17 protein-coding genes are annotated in these 15133 nt (G+C 49.1%); 1 reads left to right on the plus strand and 16 read right to left on the minus strand.

From position 1 onward, the window contains the following. The 15 genes from glmU to AC3ZFK_RS01640 form a co-directional block, all read right to left on the minus strand. Window positions 1-1377 carry a bifunctional UDP-N-acetylglucosamine diphosphorylase/glucosamine-1-phosphate N-acetyltransferase GlmU gene (gene glmU, locus AC3ZFK_RS01570; RefSeq protein ID WP_489433716.1) on the minus strand — a complete coding sequence of 459 codons (1377 nt, stop codon included), beginning with the start codon at window positions 1375-1377 and terminating at the stop codon, window positions 1-3. 134 nt (window positions 1378-1511) lie between these two features. Next, complete coding sequence (locus AC3ZFK_RS01575) at window positions 1512-1940, minus strand: F0F1 ATP synthase subunit epsilon (RefSeq protein ID WP_487506054.1); 429 nt, start codon at window positions 1938-1940, stop codon at window positions 1512-1514. Between the two features lie 26 nt (window positions 1941-1966). Then, window positions 1967-3340 (minus strand): F0F1 ATP synthase subunit beta, encoded by a 1374-nt coding sequence (atpD, locus tag AC3ZFK_RS01580; RefSeq protein WP_487541296.1) that lies wholly within the window; start codon window positions 3338-3340, stop codon window positions 1967-1969. 46 nt (window positions 3341-3386) lie between these two features. After that, window positions 3387-4247, minus strand: coding sequence for a F0F1 ATP synthase subunit gamma (gene atpG, locus AC3ZFK_RS01585; RefSeq protein ID WP_487506052.1), 861 nt, complete (start codon window positions 4245-4247; stop codon window positions 3387-3389). Window positions 4248-4262: 15 nt separating this feature from the next. Continuing rightward, window positions 4263-5804 carry a F0F1 ATP synthase subunit alpha gene (atpA, locus tag AC3ZFK_RS01590; protein WP_487506051.1) on the minus strand — a complete coding sequence of 514 codons (1542 nt, stop codon included), beginning with the start codon at window positions 5802-5804 and terminating at the stop codon, window positions 4263-4265. Window positions 5805-5852: 48 nt separating this feature from the next. Beyond that, a complete protein-coding gene (locus AC3ZFK_RS01595; protein WP_487506050.1) occupies window positions 5853-6389 on the minus strand; it encodes a F0F1 ATP synthase subunit delta in 537 nt (178 codons plus the stop codon). A gap of 12 nt (window positions 6390-6401) precedes the next feature. Continuing rightward, window positions 6402-6872 (minus strand): F0F1 ATP synthase subunit B, encoded by a 471-nt coding sequence (locus AC3ZFK_RS01600; protein ID WP_487506049.1) that lies wholly within the window; start codon window positions 6870-6872, stop codon window positions 6402-6404. Window positions 6873-6899: 27 nt separating this feature from the next. Continuing rightward, a complete protein-coding gene (gene atpE / locus AC3ZFK_RS01605) occupies window positions 6900-7133 on the minus strand; it encodes a F0F1 ATP synthase subunit C (protein WP_487506048.1) in 234 nt (77 codons plus the stop codon). A gap of 34 nt (window positions 7134-7167) precedes the next feature. Further along, on the minus strand, window positions 7168-8034 hold the full coding sequence (atpB, locus tag AC3ZFK_RS01610; RefSeq protein WP_487506047.1) for a F0F1 ATP synthase subunit A: 867 nt from the start codon (window positions 8032-8034) through the stop codon (window positions 7168-7170). 14 nt (window positions 8035-8048) lie between these two features. Further along, entirely contained in the window at window positions 8049-8480 is a 432-nt protein-coding gene (locus AC3ZFK_RS01615) for an ATP synthase subunit I (RefSeq protein ID WP_487506046.1), read from the minus strand. A gap of 36 nt (window positions 8481-8516) precedes the next feature. Further along, window positions 8517-9443, minus strand: coding sequence for a ParB/RepB/Spo0J family partition protein (locus AC3ZFK_RS01620; protein WP_487506045.1), 927 nt, complete (start codon window positions 9441-9443; stop codon window positions 8517-8519). Then, window positions 9443-10243 (minus strand): ParA family protein, encoded by an 801-nt coding sequence (locus AC3ZFK_RS01625; RefSeq protein ID WP_487506044.1) that lies wholly within the window; start codon window positions 10241-10243, stop codon window positions 9443-9445. The genes AC3ZFK_RS01620 and AC3ZFK_RS01625 overlap by 1 nt, the downstream gene beginning before the upstream one ends. Before the next feature lie 50 nt (window positions 10244-10293). Then, the gene (gene rsmG / locus AC3ZFK_RS01630; protein WP_487506043.1) at window positions 10294-10914 is read right to left on the minus strand and encodes a 16S rRNA (guanine(527)-N(7))-methyltransferase RsmG; all 621 of its coding nucleotides are present in this window, start codon (window positions 10912-10914) and stop codon (window positions 10294-10296) included. Next, window positions 10911-12803, minus strand: coding sequence for a tRNA uridine-5-carboxymethylaminomethyl(34) synthesis enzyme MnmG (gene mnmG / locus AC3ZFK_RS01635; protein WP_487506042.1), 1893 nt, complete (start codon window positions 12801-12803; stop codon window positions 10911-10913). Before mnmG ends, rsmG begins: the two co-directional genes overlap by 4 nt. 16 nt (window positions 12804-12819) lie before the next feature. Further along, the gene (locus AC3ZFK_RS01640; protein ID WP_487506041.1) at window positions 12820-13605 is read right to left on the minus strand and encodes a YdcF family protein; all 786 of its coding nucleotides are present in this window, start codon (window positions 13603-13605) and stop codon (window positions 12820-12822) included. 90 nt (window positions 13606-13695) lie between these two features. On the opposite strand from AC3ZFK_RS01640, the gene AC3ZFK_RS01645 reads away from it, so the two are divergent. Then, a complete protein-coding gene (locus AC3ZFK_RS01645; protein WP_489433712.1) occupies window positions 13696-14466 on the plus strand; it encodes an MlaA family lipoprotein in 771 nt (256 codons plus the stop codon). Between the two features lie 7 nt (window positions 14467-14473). Here AC3ZFK_RS01645 and arsC read toward each other — a convergent pair whose 3' ends face one another. Next, entirely contained in the window at window positions 14474-14821 is a 348-nt protein-coding gene (gene arsC, locus AC3ZFK_RS01650) for an arsenate reductase (glutaredoxin) (RefSeq protein ID WP_487506039.1), read from the minus strand. Window positions 14822-15133 lie beyond the last annotated feature (312 nt).

Genomic DNA, 15133 nt, shown 5'->3' on the forward strand with positions numbered 1-15133 from the left:
CTATGTAGCCTCTTTTTTACGAGGTCTCTTCCACCCTTTTATGGTTACCTGTTTAGCTCTGCTCAGGGTTAACTGGCTCTCGGGGACAGACTTCACAATAGTAGATCCTGCACCAATAGTTGCTCCATCACCCACCTCAACCGGCGCAACCAACTGTGTGTCTGACCCTACAAATACATCATCCCCTATAACTGTTTGATGTTTGTTGGCACCATCATAATTACAGGTAATCACACCGGCACCAATATTTACCCGTGCCCCGATTGTGCTGTCTCCAACATAAGAGAGGTGGTTGATCTTTGATCCCTCGGCAACCTGTGCATTTTTCAGCTCTACAAAATTACCTACATGGGCTGCTGCAGTTAATTTGGTTCCAGGACGTATTCTTGCAAATGGTCCAATTCTGCAGTTGGGGCCAATCTCGGCAGAATCAATAACAGAGTTTGGTAACACCACCGTGCCCGCCTCAACCACTGCATCCTTGATATGACAGTTAGCTCCAATTTCTACCCCTGCACCCAATATAACGTTACCCTGAAAAATTACATTTGCATCAATAGTTACATCTTGAGCAGCATCAAGTCTGCCGCGCAGATCAAATCTAGATGGATCAATCAGAGTTACGCCTTGTTGCATCAGCTGCTCTGCCTGTTTACGCTGGTAAAATCGCTCCAGATAAGAGAGTTGCTGTCGATCATTTACCCCCTGCACCTCCTCTACAGTTGATGGAGAGGAGGTTTTGATCTCAACCCCATCTCTAACTGCCAACTCAACAACATCTGTCAGATAAAACTCACCCTGCGCATTATCGCTATCCAGTGCATCAATCCAGATTTTTAGCCTCTCTGCCGAAACCGCAAGAATTCCTGTATTGATCTCATGAATATCAAGCTCATCTTCTGAGGCATCTTTCTGTTCCACAATACGTTCCACAGCACCAACCGTGTTACGAACAATTCGTCCATATCCTGTGGGGTCATCCATGGAGACAGTCAACAGAGAGAAGCCGCTCTCTGCAGACTGTCCAAGCAAACTGTGCAGCGTCTCAGGCTCTATAAGCGGAACATCTCCATACAACACCAAAACTGTTTGCCCGGGCTGAATATTGGGCAGGGCCTGCTCAACAGCATGTCCAGTACCAAGTTGTTCGGATTGATGCACCCAGTTGATATCCAGATGGGAGAGCCTCTCCTTTACCAGGTCACCGCCATGACCATATACAACATTTATTGAATCCGGATTCATTGATGCGGCACTAGCCACAACATGTTCAAGCAGTGGTCTACCTGCAATTGAGTGCAATACCTTGGGGAGTGATGAACGCATCCGCGTGCCCTGGCCTGCAGCCAGCACAATAACAGCAGGGTTGGATGCCATCTCTCTCATATTGAATCAGAATCGTAGGTGACATAAACAGCCACTACAATATTCTCTCTCTTCTGTTAATTGAATTGGCCGATAGCCTGTCGGCAGTGTACAAGAAGATACTCTGTTTTGCAGTATCTCGGCAATCAGGATACCCCTGAGCGCTTACGTAAGCGATCTATCGCCTGTAGCTGAGCTGCTGCCTGAATAAGCTCTGCCTGTGCGGCAGCATAATCCATAGTTGCCTGCTTATCCTCCATGGCTGCCTCGGCACGCTGCTTGGCCTCTAGTGCTGCAGCTTCATCAAGATCTGCTGCACGAATTGCGGTATCTGCCAAAACTGTCACAACATGAGGTTGCACCTCTAGCATTCCGCCAGAGATAAAGAAATCGATCTCTTCTCCCCCTCCCTGCTGAACTCGCACCTCACCGGCTTTCATGCGAGTAAGCATTGGGGCATGGCGAGGGGCAATACCAACCTCACCCATCTCTGCAGGAGCATAGACCATCTCCGCAACACCAGAGAAGATCTCCTTCTCTGCACTTACGATATCCACATGTACGGTCATGCTCATGATGCTGTTCCTGTCTCTCTCTAACCTTAAATGGTCTTGGCCTTCTCGACTGCCTCATCGATTGAGCCAACCATATAAAATGCCTGCTCTGGCAGGTGATCATACTCGCCAGCGACAATTGCCTTGAAGCCAGAGATCGTATCACTTAATGAAACATACTTGCCTGGAGTTCCAGTAAAGACCTCTGCCACAAAGAATGGCTGAGAGAGGAAACGCTGGATCTTACGTGCGCGGTTTACTGTCTGCTTATCCTCTTCAGATAGCTCATCCATACCCAGAATTGCAATAATATCCTTCAACTCCTTATAGCGTTGAAGTGTGGTCTGTACGCTACGCGCAACATTGTAGTGCTCCTCACCAACAATATGTGGATCAAGCTGACGACTGGTAGAGTCCAGCGGATCTACTGCCGGGTAAATACCAAGCTCAGCAACCTGTCTGGAGAGTACAACCGTTGCATCAAGGTGGGCAAATGTTGTTGCTGGAGATGGATCGGTCAGATCATCCGCGGGCACATAAACTGCCTGAATTGAGGTAATGGAACCTGTCTTGGTTGAGGTGATTCGCTCCTGTAAAGCTCCCATCTCCTCAGCAAGTGTTGGCTGGTATCCTACCGCAGACGGCATACGTCCCAACAGTGCGGATACCTCTGTTCCAGCCAGGGTATAACGGTAGATGTTATCGATAAAGAGCAGCACATCACGCCCCTCATCACGGAAGGCCTCTGCCATAGTCAGGCCAGTCAGGGCCACACGCAGACGGTTACCAGGAGGCTCATTCATCTGACCATAAACCAGCGATACCTTGTCAAGAACGCCGCCCTCGGTCATCTCATGGTAAAAATCATTACCCTCACGAGTTCGCTCACCAACACCTGCAAATACAGAGTATCCGCTATGCTCAATCGCAATATTACGGATAAGCTCCATCATGTTAACTGTCTTACCTACACCGGCACCGCCAAATAGTCCTACCTTGCCACCCTTGGCGAAAGGACATACCAGATCGATTACCTTAATACCGGTCTCGAGGATCTCTGCTGCCGCAGAGAGTTCGTCAAAAGCTGGGGCCTTACGATGAATTGGCATCCGTATCTCTTCACCAATCTCTCCTTTTTCATCAATTGGATCACCCAGAACATTCATGATACGCCCGAGTGTTTTGGTACCAACAGGAACCTGAATTGGCGCCCCTGTTCCAGTTACCGATAGCCCGCGCTTCAATCCATCAGTGGTACCCATCGCAATGGCACGCACGACTCCGTCACCAATCTGCTGCTGAACCTCAAGCGTCAAACCTGGCTCATCCACGGTCAGTGCATCAAAAATCTTCGGCATAGATTCCTGAGGAAACTCTACGTCTACCACTGCACCGATGATCTGAACAATAGATCCTGACATCTCTCTAATCCTCTTTATTAATATTCAAAATATTCTATACAACCAACTAAACTGCTGCTGCTCCGCCTACAATATCTGCAAGTTCTGCAGTAATCGCTGTCTGTCTAGCCTTGTTATAGACCAGCTCCAGATCATTGATCAAATCTCCAGCATTATCTGTTGCACTCTTCATCGCAACCATACGAGCGGACTGCTCACATGCAATATTCTCCACCACACCCTGATAGATAATCGATTCAACATAACGCTGCAATAGCGTATCCATTACCACTTTTGCATCAGGTTCATAAATATAGTCCCAGTGGTGGCTGTACTCTTCACTCTCGTCATGCTGTATTGGTAATACCTGACGAACCGTTGGCTTCTGGGTCATGGTGTTTACAAACTGGTTGTAGACAATATGAAGCTGATCAATACGGCCCTCATCAAATGCATCGAGCATCACTTTTATTGAGCCAATCAGGCTCGATATCTCAGGCTGATCACCTAACTGGCATGATTCGGAGACCAGATTGCCTCCCATTCTCCCCAGAAAACCGAGGGCCTTGCTGCCAAGTGCGGTGTAATCAATCTCAATACCCTGCTCACTCTTCTCCTTGATGGCCTTAACAGCCTCACGGAACATATTCACATTCAGTCCGCCACACAAGCCTCGATCCGATGAGATTATGACGAAACCTACTCGCTTTACCTCTCTCTCTGTCAGATAGCCGTGGTGATACTCCGGATGTGCATTGGCAAGATGGCTAACAACTGCTGCAATTTTGTCACTATAGGGGCGAGATGCTTCCATTCGATCCTGCGCCTTGCGCATCTTGCTTGCAGCGACCATCTCCATGGCGCTAGTGATCTTTTGCGTACTCTTGACGCTCTTGATCTTTTCTCGAATTTCCTTACCTACTGCCATGAGATAAAAATACCCTTACCAGCTGTGATTTGTCTTGAAGTCATCAATTGCGGCACGCAATGATGATTCGATTGAGTCGTTGTAGTCACCAGACTCATTGATGGTATCAAGCAGCTCAGACTGCGAGCTCTTCATGTAAGACTGTAGCGCCTCTTCAAAATCAACAATCTTGGACGGGTCAATATCATCCAGATAACCCTCATTCGCTGCAAACAGTGAAGTTGCCAACTCTGCAACCTTCATTGGCTCATACTGCTTCTGCTTCATTAGCTCGGTAACACGCTGACCACGCTCAATCTGCTTACGAGTAGCCTCATCAAGATCGGATGCAAACTGGGCAAATGCTGCCAGCTCACGATACTGCGCCAGATCAAGACGGACGCCACCACCAAGCTTTTTAATGATTTTGGTCTGTGCTGCACCACCCACACGAGATACCGAAAGACCTGCATTGATTGCTGGACGTATGCCTGAGTTAAACAGATCGGTTTCGAGGAAGATCTGTCCATCTGTAATCGAAATAACATTGGTTGGTACAAAGGCAGATACATCGCCCGCCTGAGTCTCAATAATTGGCAACGCCGTTAGTGAACCGGTCTGCCCGGTTACTGCACCATTGGTGCGCTTGCTTACCTCATCCTCATTAATGCGTGATGCACGCTCCAACAGACGAGAGTGAAGATAGAAAACATCACCAGGATAGGCCTCACGACCCGGCGGACGACGCAGCAACAGTGAAACCTGACGATATGCCCATGCCTGCTTGGTCAGGTCATCATAAACAATCAGTGCATCCTCACCCTTGTCACGAAAGTACTCTCCCATGGTGCAGCCTGAATAGGGCGCGATGTACTGCATTGCAGCAGAATCAGATGCTGCCGCTGCCACAATAATCGTGTGCTCCAGTGCATCATGCTCTTCCAGCCTGCGTACAACCTCGGCAATTGATGATGCCTTTTGTCCCACCGCAACATAGATACATTTAACACCGGTTCCCTTCTGGTTGATGATTGCATCCACTGCCACAGCCGTCTTTCCAGTCTGACGATCACCAATAATCAACTCGCGCTGACCACGGCCAATTGGAACCATTGCGTCAACCGCTTTAAGTCCTGTCTGTACTGGTTGATCGACTGATTTACGTGCAATTACACCTGGTGCAATCTTCTCGATAGGCTGAGTCTCACTTGCCTCAATGGGGCCTTTCCCATCCAGCGGATTACCCAGTGAATCGACAACTCGTCCCAACAGCGCCTCACCAACAGGAACCTCAAGAATCTTGCCGGTACAGCGAACTGTGTCGCCCTCTGAAATATGTTCGTATGAACCTAGAATTACTGCACCAACTGAATCTCTCTCAAGGTTCAGTGCCATGCCATAAGTATTTCCCGGAAACTCGATCATCTCGCCCTGCATGGCATCACTAAGGCCGTGCAAGCGCACCACGCCATCTGCCAAACTGACTACCGTTCCCTCTGTACGGGCCTCGGCAAGCGGCTCAAAGCTCTCGATTTTCTTCCGGATCAGTTCGCTGACTTCAGAAGGGTTGAGTTGCATGATTACTCCTTAAAACAGTACGTAAAATTAAATTATCTGAACTGATGGTTAGCCATGCAGTTCATTTGAAAGTTGGTTCATTCTGCCGCGCAGTGATGAATCAATCACCTGATCACCTACACGAACAATGACTCCCCCAATTAGAGATTGATCAACCTTTGTGGTCATCTGGATCTCTTTACCCATTTTATCTTTTATTGCTGATGCTATTGCATCCTCTGATGCCGCATCCAACGAATAAGCCGAAATTACCTCAACGTCCAGACTATTTTCATCTGCTGCCTTAAGCTGATGAAAAAGGGTAGAGATCTCTGGCGCATAACCAAGTCGCCCATTCTCTTGTAGAACCTTGACGAAATTCTCAGTTGTGCCCGAAAATGTGTCGCTATCAATACCAATTACCAGATCCGTTAGTTGCTGACCAGGTACTCTTGGATCATTCAATCGCGTTGCAACGGCAGAATCACTAACAATCATTGAAAGTAGCTCGGTGGCACCGGCCCACTCTTCAATCCGATTTTCCTGACGTGCCTGCGCATAGGCAGCCTCTGCATAGGGTCGAGCAACTGTTGTTCTCTCTTCCATTTCCTGTAGCCTCTACAGCTTGGCGCTCAACTCAGCGAGGATCTGCTGGTGATCAGACTCATTCACCTCACGCTGAAGAATCTGTGATGCGCCTGCCAGGGCCAGGGCCGAGACGTCTGCTCGCAATTTCTCACGGGCACTGTTTATCTCCTGCTCAATAGTGGAGTGTGCTGATTCAATAATGCGGTCCGCTTCATCGGTCGCCTTTCCTTTTGACTCCTCAACCACCTCACTGGCACGCTGCTGCGCTCGACCGATAATCTGGCCGGCCTCATCGTGCGCCTCTCTAATAACCTCTGTCGCACGTTGTTCAGAAAGCTCATGCTCACGATGACCTCGCTCTGCTGCAGCCAACCCGTCAGCTATCTGTTTTTTACGCTCATCCAGAGCCGCCATCAAAGGAGGCCAAACGTACTTCATTACAAAAAGTACGAACAGGAAAAATGCGATCGACTGTCCGATCAGTGTGGCATTGATATTCATAGCCTATTCCCGAGTTTATCCAGCGATTTATCCTGCGACAGCAAACAGTACATAAAGTGCCAAACCAACAGCAATCATTGGTACCGCATCAACAAGGCCCATTACGATGAAGAACTGAGTACGCAACATTGGAATTAGCTCTGGCTGTCTGGCTGCGCCCTCAAGAAAGCGTCCGCCCAGAATACCGATACCTACCGCTGCACCCAACGCGCCCAGACCCATCATTAGACCACCCGCGATGAACATTAGTGCTTGTTCCATTTTTTTCTCCTAGTAATAAAATAAATTCAAAATCTTAATGCTCGTGATGAGCCATCTCCATATAGACAATCGTCAACGTCATGAAGATAAATGCCTGCAAGGTAATGATAAGAATATGGAAAATTGCCCATCCCAACTGTAGCAATCCACCAAATCCGCCCAGTATCCAACCACCACCATACATCAATGCAATCAAAATAAAGATAGTCTCTCCAGCATACATATTTCCGAACAGTCGCAGAGCCAGTGAAACAGGTTTGGATATCAGAGAGATGCCTTCAAGAACCAGATTGGCAGGGAGCCCCCACTTGCCAAATGGCTGGAACGCAAGCTCACCGAGAAAGCCCCCCAACCCCTTGTTTTTAATGCTGTAATAAATCATCAGATAGAATACTGACAGAGCCATACCGAAAGTGATATTGGGATCTGTAGTAGGCACAACCTTGAAATAGACATGGTGAGGGTCCATGCTCAACGCATATTCACCAAACAGGCCAGCTATCATCGGCAACCAGTCTACTGCCACCAGATCCATAAGATTCATCAGGAAGACCCAGCAAAAAATTGTAAGTGCCAGAGGTGCAACCAGACTATTTTTTGCGCTAAATGACTCTTTTACACTGTTATCGACAAACTCGACAATCCATTCAACAAAATTCTGTAATCCACCAGGAATGCCTGCTGTTGCCTGCCTGGCAGCAGCACGAAAGAGGAGAAAGAAGAGTAACGCAAGCGCAACTGACCATGCCAGGGAATCGACATGAAATGCCCAGAAACCCATCTGCTTAATGTCAGCAGCACTATGGGCAAATCCCCAATGGCCATCGTAGTGACCGAACGTGAGATTCGTCAAGTGGTGCTTTATGTACTGACCTGAGGTAATTGCTGCTTCTGATGACATCTATAAATTATTAATTATTTGTTCTTTAATTTTTTTATATCACGGGACTCATTGTAGCCGCTTCCGATAAGTAGCGCCAACTGTCCTGCAATGAACCCTGTGATTAGAGCTACCGGCTCCAACTCCAAACTCACCATTCCAAACACAAACAGGGCAGAGACCAAAACAAAACGCTCTACCGCGGTCATGTAAAGCGATATCACCGTCCTGCGAGCACTCTGCTCTGAATCATGGCCGACACCACTCCGGGAACTGTTTTTTTCTTCCCGTTTGAGCCGCCACAACAACCAGGCCATATTGGCAACAGACACTGTACCGCCGTATAGAATAGGCAACGCCGAGTCAGCTCTCCATGCCCATTCAGCCAACAGCGCCAAAAAGGCGACAAAAACAGCCTGAAGAAGCAGAACCCCCAACCTTCCAACTGGCGGTATTATAGAAATCATAAATAGGCTGGTCAATTAGAATATTGAGAAAAGTAACTATTTTATATGTTCAAGAATGCCATCCAGCTCATCCAGGGAGTTGTACTGAATGGTCAATTTTCCCCGCCCTTTACCACTCTGATGAATGGTAACCGATGCGCCGAGTGTTTCTGAAAGCCTCGTCTGCAGGTGTCTGACGTTGGGATCAACCTCTTCGACTACTCTTCTCTTCGGGGGGTTCAGCATCTTGCGGACAAGTTTTTCTGCCTCCCTGACCGAGAGCCCCAACAGGATTACCTGTTTGGCTGCCTCGCTCTGCTGTTCACCCTCCAGTGCAAGCAAGGCGCGGGCATGCCCCATCTCCAGCTTGCCCTTCTCCAGTAACTGTCCCACCTCTGCATTAAGGTTCAGCAGGCGCAACATATTGGTTACCGAGGTACGAGAGCGGCCTACTGCATCTGCCGCCTTCTGCTGAGTTAGCCCAAACTCCTTGATCAACCTCTGCAGTGCAACGGCCTCCTCAATAGGGTTTAGATCTTCTCGCTGAATGTTCTCAATCAGCGCCATCGCCATGGCTGCCTGATCTGAAATTTGTTTGATAACCACCGGAATCTCTTGAAGTCCCGCCAATTGTGCAGCCCGCCAGCGTCGCTCACCAGCAATAATCTCATAGCGCCCTTCACCGATGGAGCGCACAACAATCGGCTGAATAACGCCCTGTGCACGAATAGAGCTGGACAGCTCTTCCAGGGCGTCCTGGTTAATCTCTCGTCGTGGCTGATACTGTCCGCGCTGCAGCAGATCGACAGGCAGGGTTTTCAGGGATGTTACTGGTGGCAATGAGCTGGGTGCCTGACCTTGTGCAGTAGATCCTCCCGTTGACACACTGGTCGATCCTGAGGGATCGACCGGCACCTTCGGCACCTTAGCTGCCCCAAGAAGTGAATCCAACCCTCGTCCCAACCCCCCTTTTCTTACAGACATCACTCATCAACTCCATTTTCAGACTGTTTAACTTCCTTCTCTGCGCGCTCCAGGATCTCTGCCGCCAGGTCGACATACGCATAGGCTCCTCGAGAAGACGGCGCATAGTGGATTATGGGCCTGCCATAACTGGGTGCCTCCGCCAGTGTTACATTTCTCGGAATCACCGTCTCATAAACCTGATCACCAAAATGGGACATCAACTGCTCCGAGACCTCTACCGAAAGACGGTTTCTTGCATCATACATGGTACGAACGATACCCTGCAGCCTCAGGCCAGGATTTTGGGTCTCTTGTACTCTCCCCATCGTCTCCATCAGTGCAGTCAGCCCCTCCAGCGCATAATATTCACATTGCAGAGGCACAATCACCCCATGTGATGCAACAAATGCGTTCAAAGTCAAAATGTTCAGAGTTGGTGGGCAGTCAATAAGGACATAACTATATTCGGTTGATACCTCTTGAAGTGCCGTTGAAAGGCGCTGGAAACGGTCCTCCACCGCCATAAGCTCAACCTCTGCGGCTGTCAATTCACTATTGGCCGCCAGCAGATCATAGCCCGCTCCATCTGTTTTCTGAATCGCCTCCTGGATGGACACATCACCCAACAACACATCCACACCGCTCCACTCCACAAACTGCTTGTCAATGCCGCTGCCCGTAGTCGCATTACCCTGTGGATCCAGATCGATCAGCAATACCTTCTCTTCAAAATAGCCAAGAGCAGACGCAAGGTTGACTGCCGTAGTGGTCTTGCCTACTCCCCCTTTCTGGTTTGCTATTGCGTAAATCTTGCTCATTCACTCTTCTCTGTAAATTATATCGCTGCAACTTGTCGTGATCTCAGCAGTTACTGCCTGCTGCAAACAACCATGTGCCTCTCTGCATGGATGCCCGGCACCTTAACCGGAACCGCCTGCTCCAACTCAAAACCACTGATCACCTCACCACCCTCCTCTTCAGGCCATTTTCCTTTCATTGCAACAGCTCTTCCACCAGCTTTCAGTAGAGGTAACGATGTCACAAGAAAATTGCTCAATGAGGTAAATGCTCTAGAGACAACTGTATCAAATGGCTGGCCCTCAACAATATCTTCAACTCGAGAGTGTACAACAGATGCGTTTGACAAGCCCAGCTCAAGAATTGCCTGCTGGATAAAACGGCTCTTTTTAATGTTGCTATCCACCATAACCACCTCCATATCAGGATGCATTATCGCGATGGGAATACCCGGAAGGCCTGCCCCGCTTCCCAGATCGACAATGCGCTTGCCCGATAAAAAAGGGATAACGGAAAAGCTGTCAAGAATATGGTGGGTCACCATCTTTGCGGGATCACGAATAGCAGTCAGGTTATATACTCTGTTCCATCGTGTCAGCAGTTGTAGATAGCGCTCAATCTGCTGTTGGTCACTGGCTGTCAGATCAACACCCATCTCTTCTGCTGCTACAGCCATCTGGCTGTAACTCACGTAGCAGCCCTCTTTTGGAGGTCTCGTTTTTTTAGATGAACACGTAACAGAGAGAGTGCAGCTGGCGTCATTCCTGGAATTCTTCCGGCCTGACCCAGGGTTTCTGGAGACTGTTTCTCCAGCTTCTCTTGAATCTCAATGGAGAGCCCTGAGACCTGTCGATAATCCAGTGAGTCAGGCAGCCTCATCTCCTCATGACGCCTGTTCTTCTCAATCTCCTGCTGCTGACGTTCAATATAGCCCGCATATTTGGCCTGAATCTCCACCTGCTCTATCACAGCTTGATCCAGCCCCGGGTCATCCACTCCATCCATGCTCACAAGTTCACGATAACCAACTTTGGGGCGACTCAGTAGGTCCATAAGGCTATGTTCACGGCGCATCTTATCTCCCAGCACTCGTATCGCCTCACTCTCTGTCACTGTTTGAGGGCGAACCCAGCTCTCTCGTAATCGTTGCTGCTCGTTCGCAATTAAATCCCTTTTTTGCCGAAAAGCATCCCATCGTTGGTTATCAACCATACCTAATTCACGCCCCTGTTCTGTCAGCCGCAGATCAGCATTGTCTTCTCGCAACAACAGCCTGTACTCCGCCCTGCTGGTAAACATGCGATATGGCTCATTGGTGCCACGGGTAATCAGGTCATCAATCAAAACCCCGATATATGACTCCTCACGCCTGGGAGACCATGCCTCCCGGTTTTGTGCCCTCCGTGCAGCATTACACCCCGCCACCAGCCCCTGGGCAGCGGCCTCTTCATATCCGGTTGTACCATTAATCTGACCAGCAAAGAACAGTCCATGCAGGGCTTTGGTCTCCAGTGACGGTCTCAGATCACGTGGATCAAAAAAGTCATACTCTATGGCATAACCTGGCCGTGTGATGTGCGCCTTTTCAAGGCCTCTTATAGAGCGAACAAGGTCAAGCTGAATATCAAAAGGCAGACTGGTTGAGATTCCATTGGGATATACCTCATGGGTGTTGAGCCCCTCAGGCTCTACAAAGATCTGATGTGATTCTCGCTCCGAGAAACGGACCACTTTATCCTCAACAGATGGACAGTAGCGTGGGCCAACTCCCTCAATTACTCCGCTGTACATGGGGGATCGATCCAATCCACCACGAATGATTTCATGTGTCCGCTCATTGGTATGTGTTATCCAGCATGAAATCTGTTGGGGATGCTCCGAAAGATCTCCCAGATAGGAGAATACCGGCAGCGGCTTATCGCCTGGCTGCTCATCAAGCAGTCCATAGTCAATAGTACGTCCGTCAATACGGGGCGGGGTACCGGTTTTTAGTCGCCGCGCCCTAAATGGTAGCTCACGCAATCTCTCTGCAAGCTTGAATGATGGAGGATCACCCATGCGTCCACCAGACATATTGGAGAGCCCCACATGGATTACCCCATTCAGAAAAGTGCCTGCAGTCAGCACAACAGATGGTGCAGAAAAACGTATCCCCGCTTGACTCTCTACCCCAACAACACAATCACCATCAAGCAACAGGTCATCAACCGACTGTTGAAAAATTGTCAGATTGGGCTGGTTTTCAAGAGCACCCCTTACCGCCTGTTTATATAATTGGCGATCTGCCTGAGCCCTGGTTGCCTGTACAGCAGCCCCTTTACTGCGGTTGAGAGTGCGGAACTGAATGCCAGAACGATCTGCAGCATGCGCCATAAAACCACCAAGCGCATCCACCTCCTTGACCAGATGCCCTTTACCAATCCCACCAATTGCCGGATTGCAGCTCATCTGCCCCAGAGTCTCTATGTTGTGAGTCAATAGCAGCGTGCGTACACCCATGCGGGCTGCCGCCAGCGCGGCCTCAGTGCCGGCATGGCCGCCGCCAATAATGATGACATCAAACTTATCTGGATAATCCATCAGGGAATTATATCAACTAGGTGTCGGCCGAATATCTGATCTGGTACCAGAGCATGCCGCCCCACTCATGGAGAAAAGTTACGTTTTTACTCAGTGCACCAGCACTTGGGCGCCACATCCCAAAACCATGATCCATCTTCCCTTTGGTGGTAAAGGCCGTTGGTGCCGGTATTATGGTCATCCCCTCCATCTCCGGAGAGCTCTGGAAAACCCGCAGTGCACGCGGCAAATGGGATGCATGGGTTACCAATACCACTGTAGAGACCCCCTTCTGCCTAAGAACAGGAGGAACAAAACGGGCATGCTCCCAGGTATTAATGCTCTTGTTCTCCTGCCAGACATCAGCGATCGCAAAGTCATCCCTAAGACTATCGGCCATCAGTTGCGATTCCGGGGCAGCCTCGTTCAGAGGCGTACCACCAGTAACAAGAATTGGAAGTGCAGTCTGCCTGTGCAGATAGGCCCCATATCGCAACCTTGCCAAGGTTGATGTCCCCACCACATCACGACCAAATTCAGGTGCTGCAGTATAGCGTCCGCCTCCCAAAACAACGATGGCCGCCAACTGGCCTCTCTCCAACACTGGCATCTCCTGTAGGGGAGAAATAGTCTCTAGTTGCTCTGCCAACTTAAACATCATCCACGGCGTGCTGAACAGATAGAGCGCGCTGGTTGCCGCCCATATTAATGTTGTGGCAAATCGTCGTCTCCTTGAGGCAACCAATAGTGCCAACATAAGTACCAGCAGCACTCCCCCCGGCGGCATTAACCAGGCTTCAATCAATCTTATTGTCTCGGTCATCTATGTTTCATCACTCTTTTTACATTCATTGCTCTTACAGCGCCATTTTTATACAATGGTCGGCCGCTTCGATAAATTATCAGCTATCTTATGAAAAAAATTGCGCTCCCAGTTATCCTGCTATTGGCTATATCGGCCCCTCTTACAACCGCATGGTCTGCGGAGGATATACTGGATTTAGACGAGGTAACAGTAAATGATCCTCTGGAAGGGTATAACAGAGCCATGTTTGGGTTTAATGAGGCCCTGGACGAGAATATTCTGAAACCAGTTGCAGAGGGGTACCATGACCTATTTCCTGATCCTGTTGAGCGTGGCATCAGCAACTTCTTCAGCAATCTGCACGAGCCATTCAACATTCTTAATAATCTGCTTCAGTTCAAACTGGGAGATGCCGCATCCGACACAGTACGCTTTGGTATCAACACAACCATAGGAATTGCCGGACTGTTTGACGTTGCTACCGCGGCAGGCCTCACAAAGCATGACGAGGATCTGGGGCAGACACTTGCAGTATGGGGTGTTGGTAGTGGGCCATACTTTGTAATCCCTATCCTGGGCCCAAGCACAATACGTGATGCTTTTGGAACAGGTACGGAGATGTGGATCGGAAATACCGTAGAGGTTGATGACACCCAAATCTTCAAGCTCACTGACGAGATAGACTCAAAAGGGACAAGAAACACTCTGTTTGTTACCAAGGCAATCAGTACCCGTGCAGATCTACAGGGCACGAAAGAGATTATTGACGATGCAAGCTTTGATCCCTATGCCTTCATGCGTGACTCCTACCTGCAGAAACGTGAAGATCTGATCTTTGATGGCAATGCTCCGCTTCCTGAGCTTCCAGAAGACTTTTAATAAATCTTTACAGGATATCGAGCACCATCTCTGGTGGGCGGCCTACAGCAGCCTTGCCATCGTTAACAACAATAGGGCGCTCAATTACTCTGGGGAAGGCAACCATCTTTTCGATCTGTTGTGAACGGCTTAGCCCTGGCTGATCCAGACCAGACTCCTTATACTCTGTCTCTCTTTTGCGCATCAATGCCTCTGGCTCCAGCCCCAACATATTGAGAATATTATCCAGCTCATCTACTGTGGGCGGAGTATTCATATACTCCACGATCTCAGGCTCAATACTCTTATTTTTGATCAACTCCAGGGTCTGACGACACTTGGAGCATTTTGGGTTATGGTAAATTTTCACACTCATCAGCTGTTGATTCCTTATCTAAGGAAGCTCTGATTAAGTCACTTCGTTACCCAATCAGCTCTCCATCACAAATTATCCTATGGGGGAATGGTTATGGTTCAGTATGTTACAACAATACCTATAGAGCCTTTCCCCAGGCCCCCATCCTATTAACCCGCATTTCTCACTCACAAAAACCGTGTAATTATGTCAAGAATTGAAATGTTTTGCCCAAAAAAAACCCCAGCCATTCGGCTGGGGCAAATGTCGCACCTATGGGCGACTTGGGAGGTTATTTGCCCGTATTGGTGAACTCTGGATATGCCTCCAGAC

The organism is Candidatus Thiopontia autotrophica (assembly GCF_982804495.1).

What these genes read in the sequence shown, in the direction of transcription:
- atpD (WP_487541296.1), bottom strand. Translation starts at nt 3,340, where the DNA reads ATGTCAGGATCTATTGTTCAGATCATCGGTGCAGTGGTAGACGTAGAG.
- atpB (WP_487506047.1), bottom strand. Translation starts at nt 8,034, where the DNA reads ATGTCATCAGAAGCAGCAATTACCTCAGGTCAGTACATAAAGCACCAC.
- AC3ZFK_RS01595 (WP_487506050.1), bottom strand. Translation starts at nt 6,389, where the DNA reads ATGGAAGAGAGAACAACAGTTGCTCGACCCTATGCAGAGGCTGCCTAT.
- atpG (WP_487506052.1), bottom strand. Translation starts at nt 4,247, where the DNA reads ATGGCAGTAGGTAAGGAAATTCGAGAAAAGATCAAGAGCGTCAAGAGT.
- AC3ZFK_RS01615 (WP_487506046.1), bottom strand. Translation starts at nt 8,480, where the DNA reads ATGATTTCTATAATACCGCCAGTTGGAAGGTTGGGGGTTCTGCTTCTT.
- glmU (WP_489433716.1), bottom strand. Translation starts at nt 1,377, where the DNA reads ATGGCATCCAACCCTGCTGTTATTGTGCTGGCTGCAGGCCAGGGCACG.
- arsC (WP_487506039.1), bottom strand. Translation starts at nt 14,821, where the DNA reads ATGAGTGTGAAAATTTACCATAACCCAAAATGCTCCAAGTGTCGTCAG.
- AC3ZFK_RS01645 (WP_489433712.1), top strand. Translation starts at nt 13,696, where the DNA reads ATGAAAAAAATTGCGCTCCCAGTTATCCTGCTATTGGCTATATCGGCC.
- mnmG (WP_487506042.1), bottom strand. Translation starts at nt 12,803, where the DNA reads ATGGATTATCCAGATAAGTTTGATGTCATCATTATTGGCGGCGGCCAT.
- AC3ZFK_RS01575 (WP_487506054.1), bottom strand. Translation starts at nt 1,940, where the DNA reads ATGAGCATGACCGTACATGTGGATATCGTAAGTGCAGAGAAGGAGATC.
- atpE (WP_487506048.1), bottom strand. Translation starts at nt 7,133, where the DNA reads ATGGAACAAGCACTAATGTTCATCGCGGGTGGTCTAATGATGGGTCTG.
- AC3ZFK_RS01600 (WP_487506049.1), bottom strand. Translation starts at nt 6,872, where the DNA reads ATGAATATCAATGCCACACTGATCGGACAGTCGATCGCATTTTTCCTG.
- AC3ZFK_RS01640 (WP_487506041.1), bottom strand. Translation starts at nt 13,605, where the DNA reads ATGACCGAGACAATAAGATTGATTGAAGCCTGGTTAATGCCGCCGGGG.
- AC3ZFK_RS01625 (WP_487506044.1), bottom strand. Translation starts at nt 10,243, where the DNA reads ATGAGCAAGATTTACGCAATAGCAAACCAGAAAGGGGGAGTAGGCAAG.
- AC3ZFK_RS01620 (WP_487506045.1), bottom strand. Translation starts at nt 9,443, where the DNA reads ATGTCTGTAAGAAAAGGGGGGTTGGGACGAGGGTTGGATTCACTTCTT.
- atpA (WP_487506051.1), bottom strand. Translation starts at nt 5,804, where the DNA reads ATGCAACTCAACCCTTCTGAAGTCAGCGAACTGATCCGGAAGAAAATC.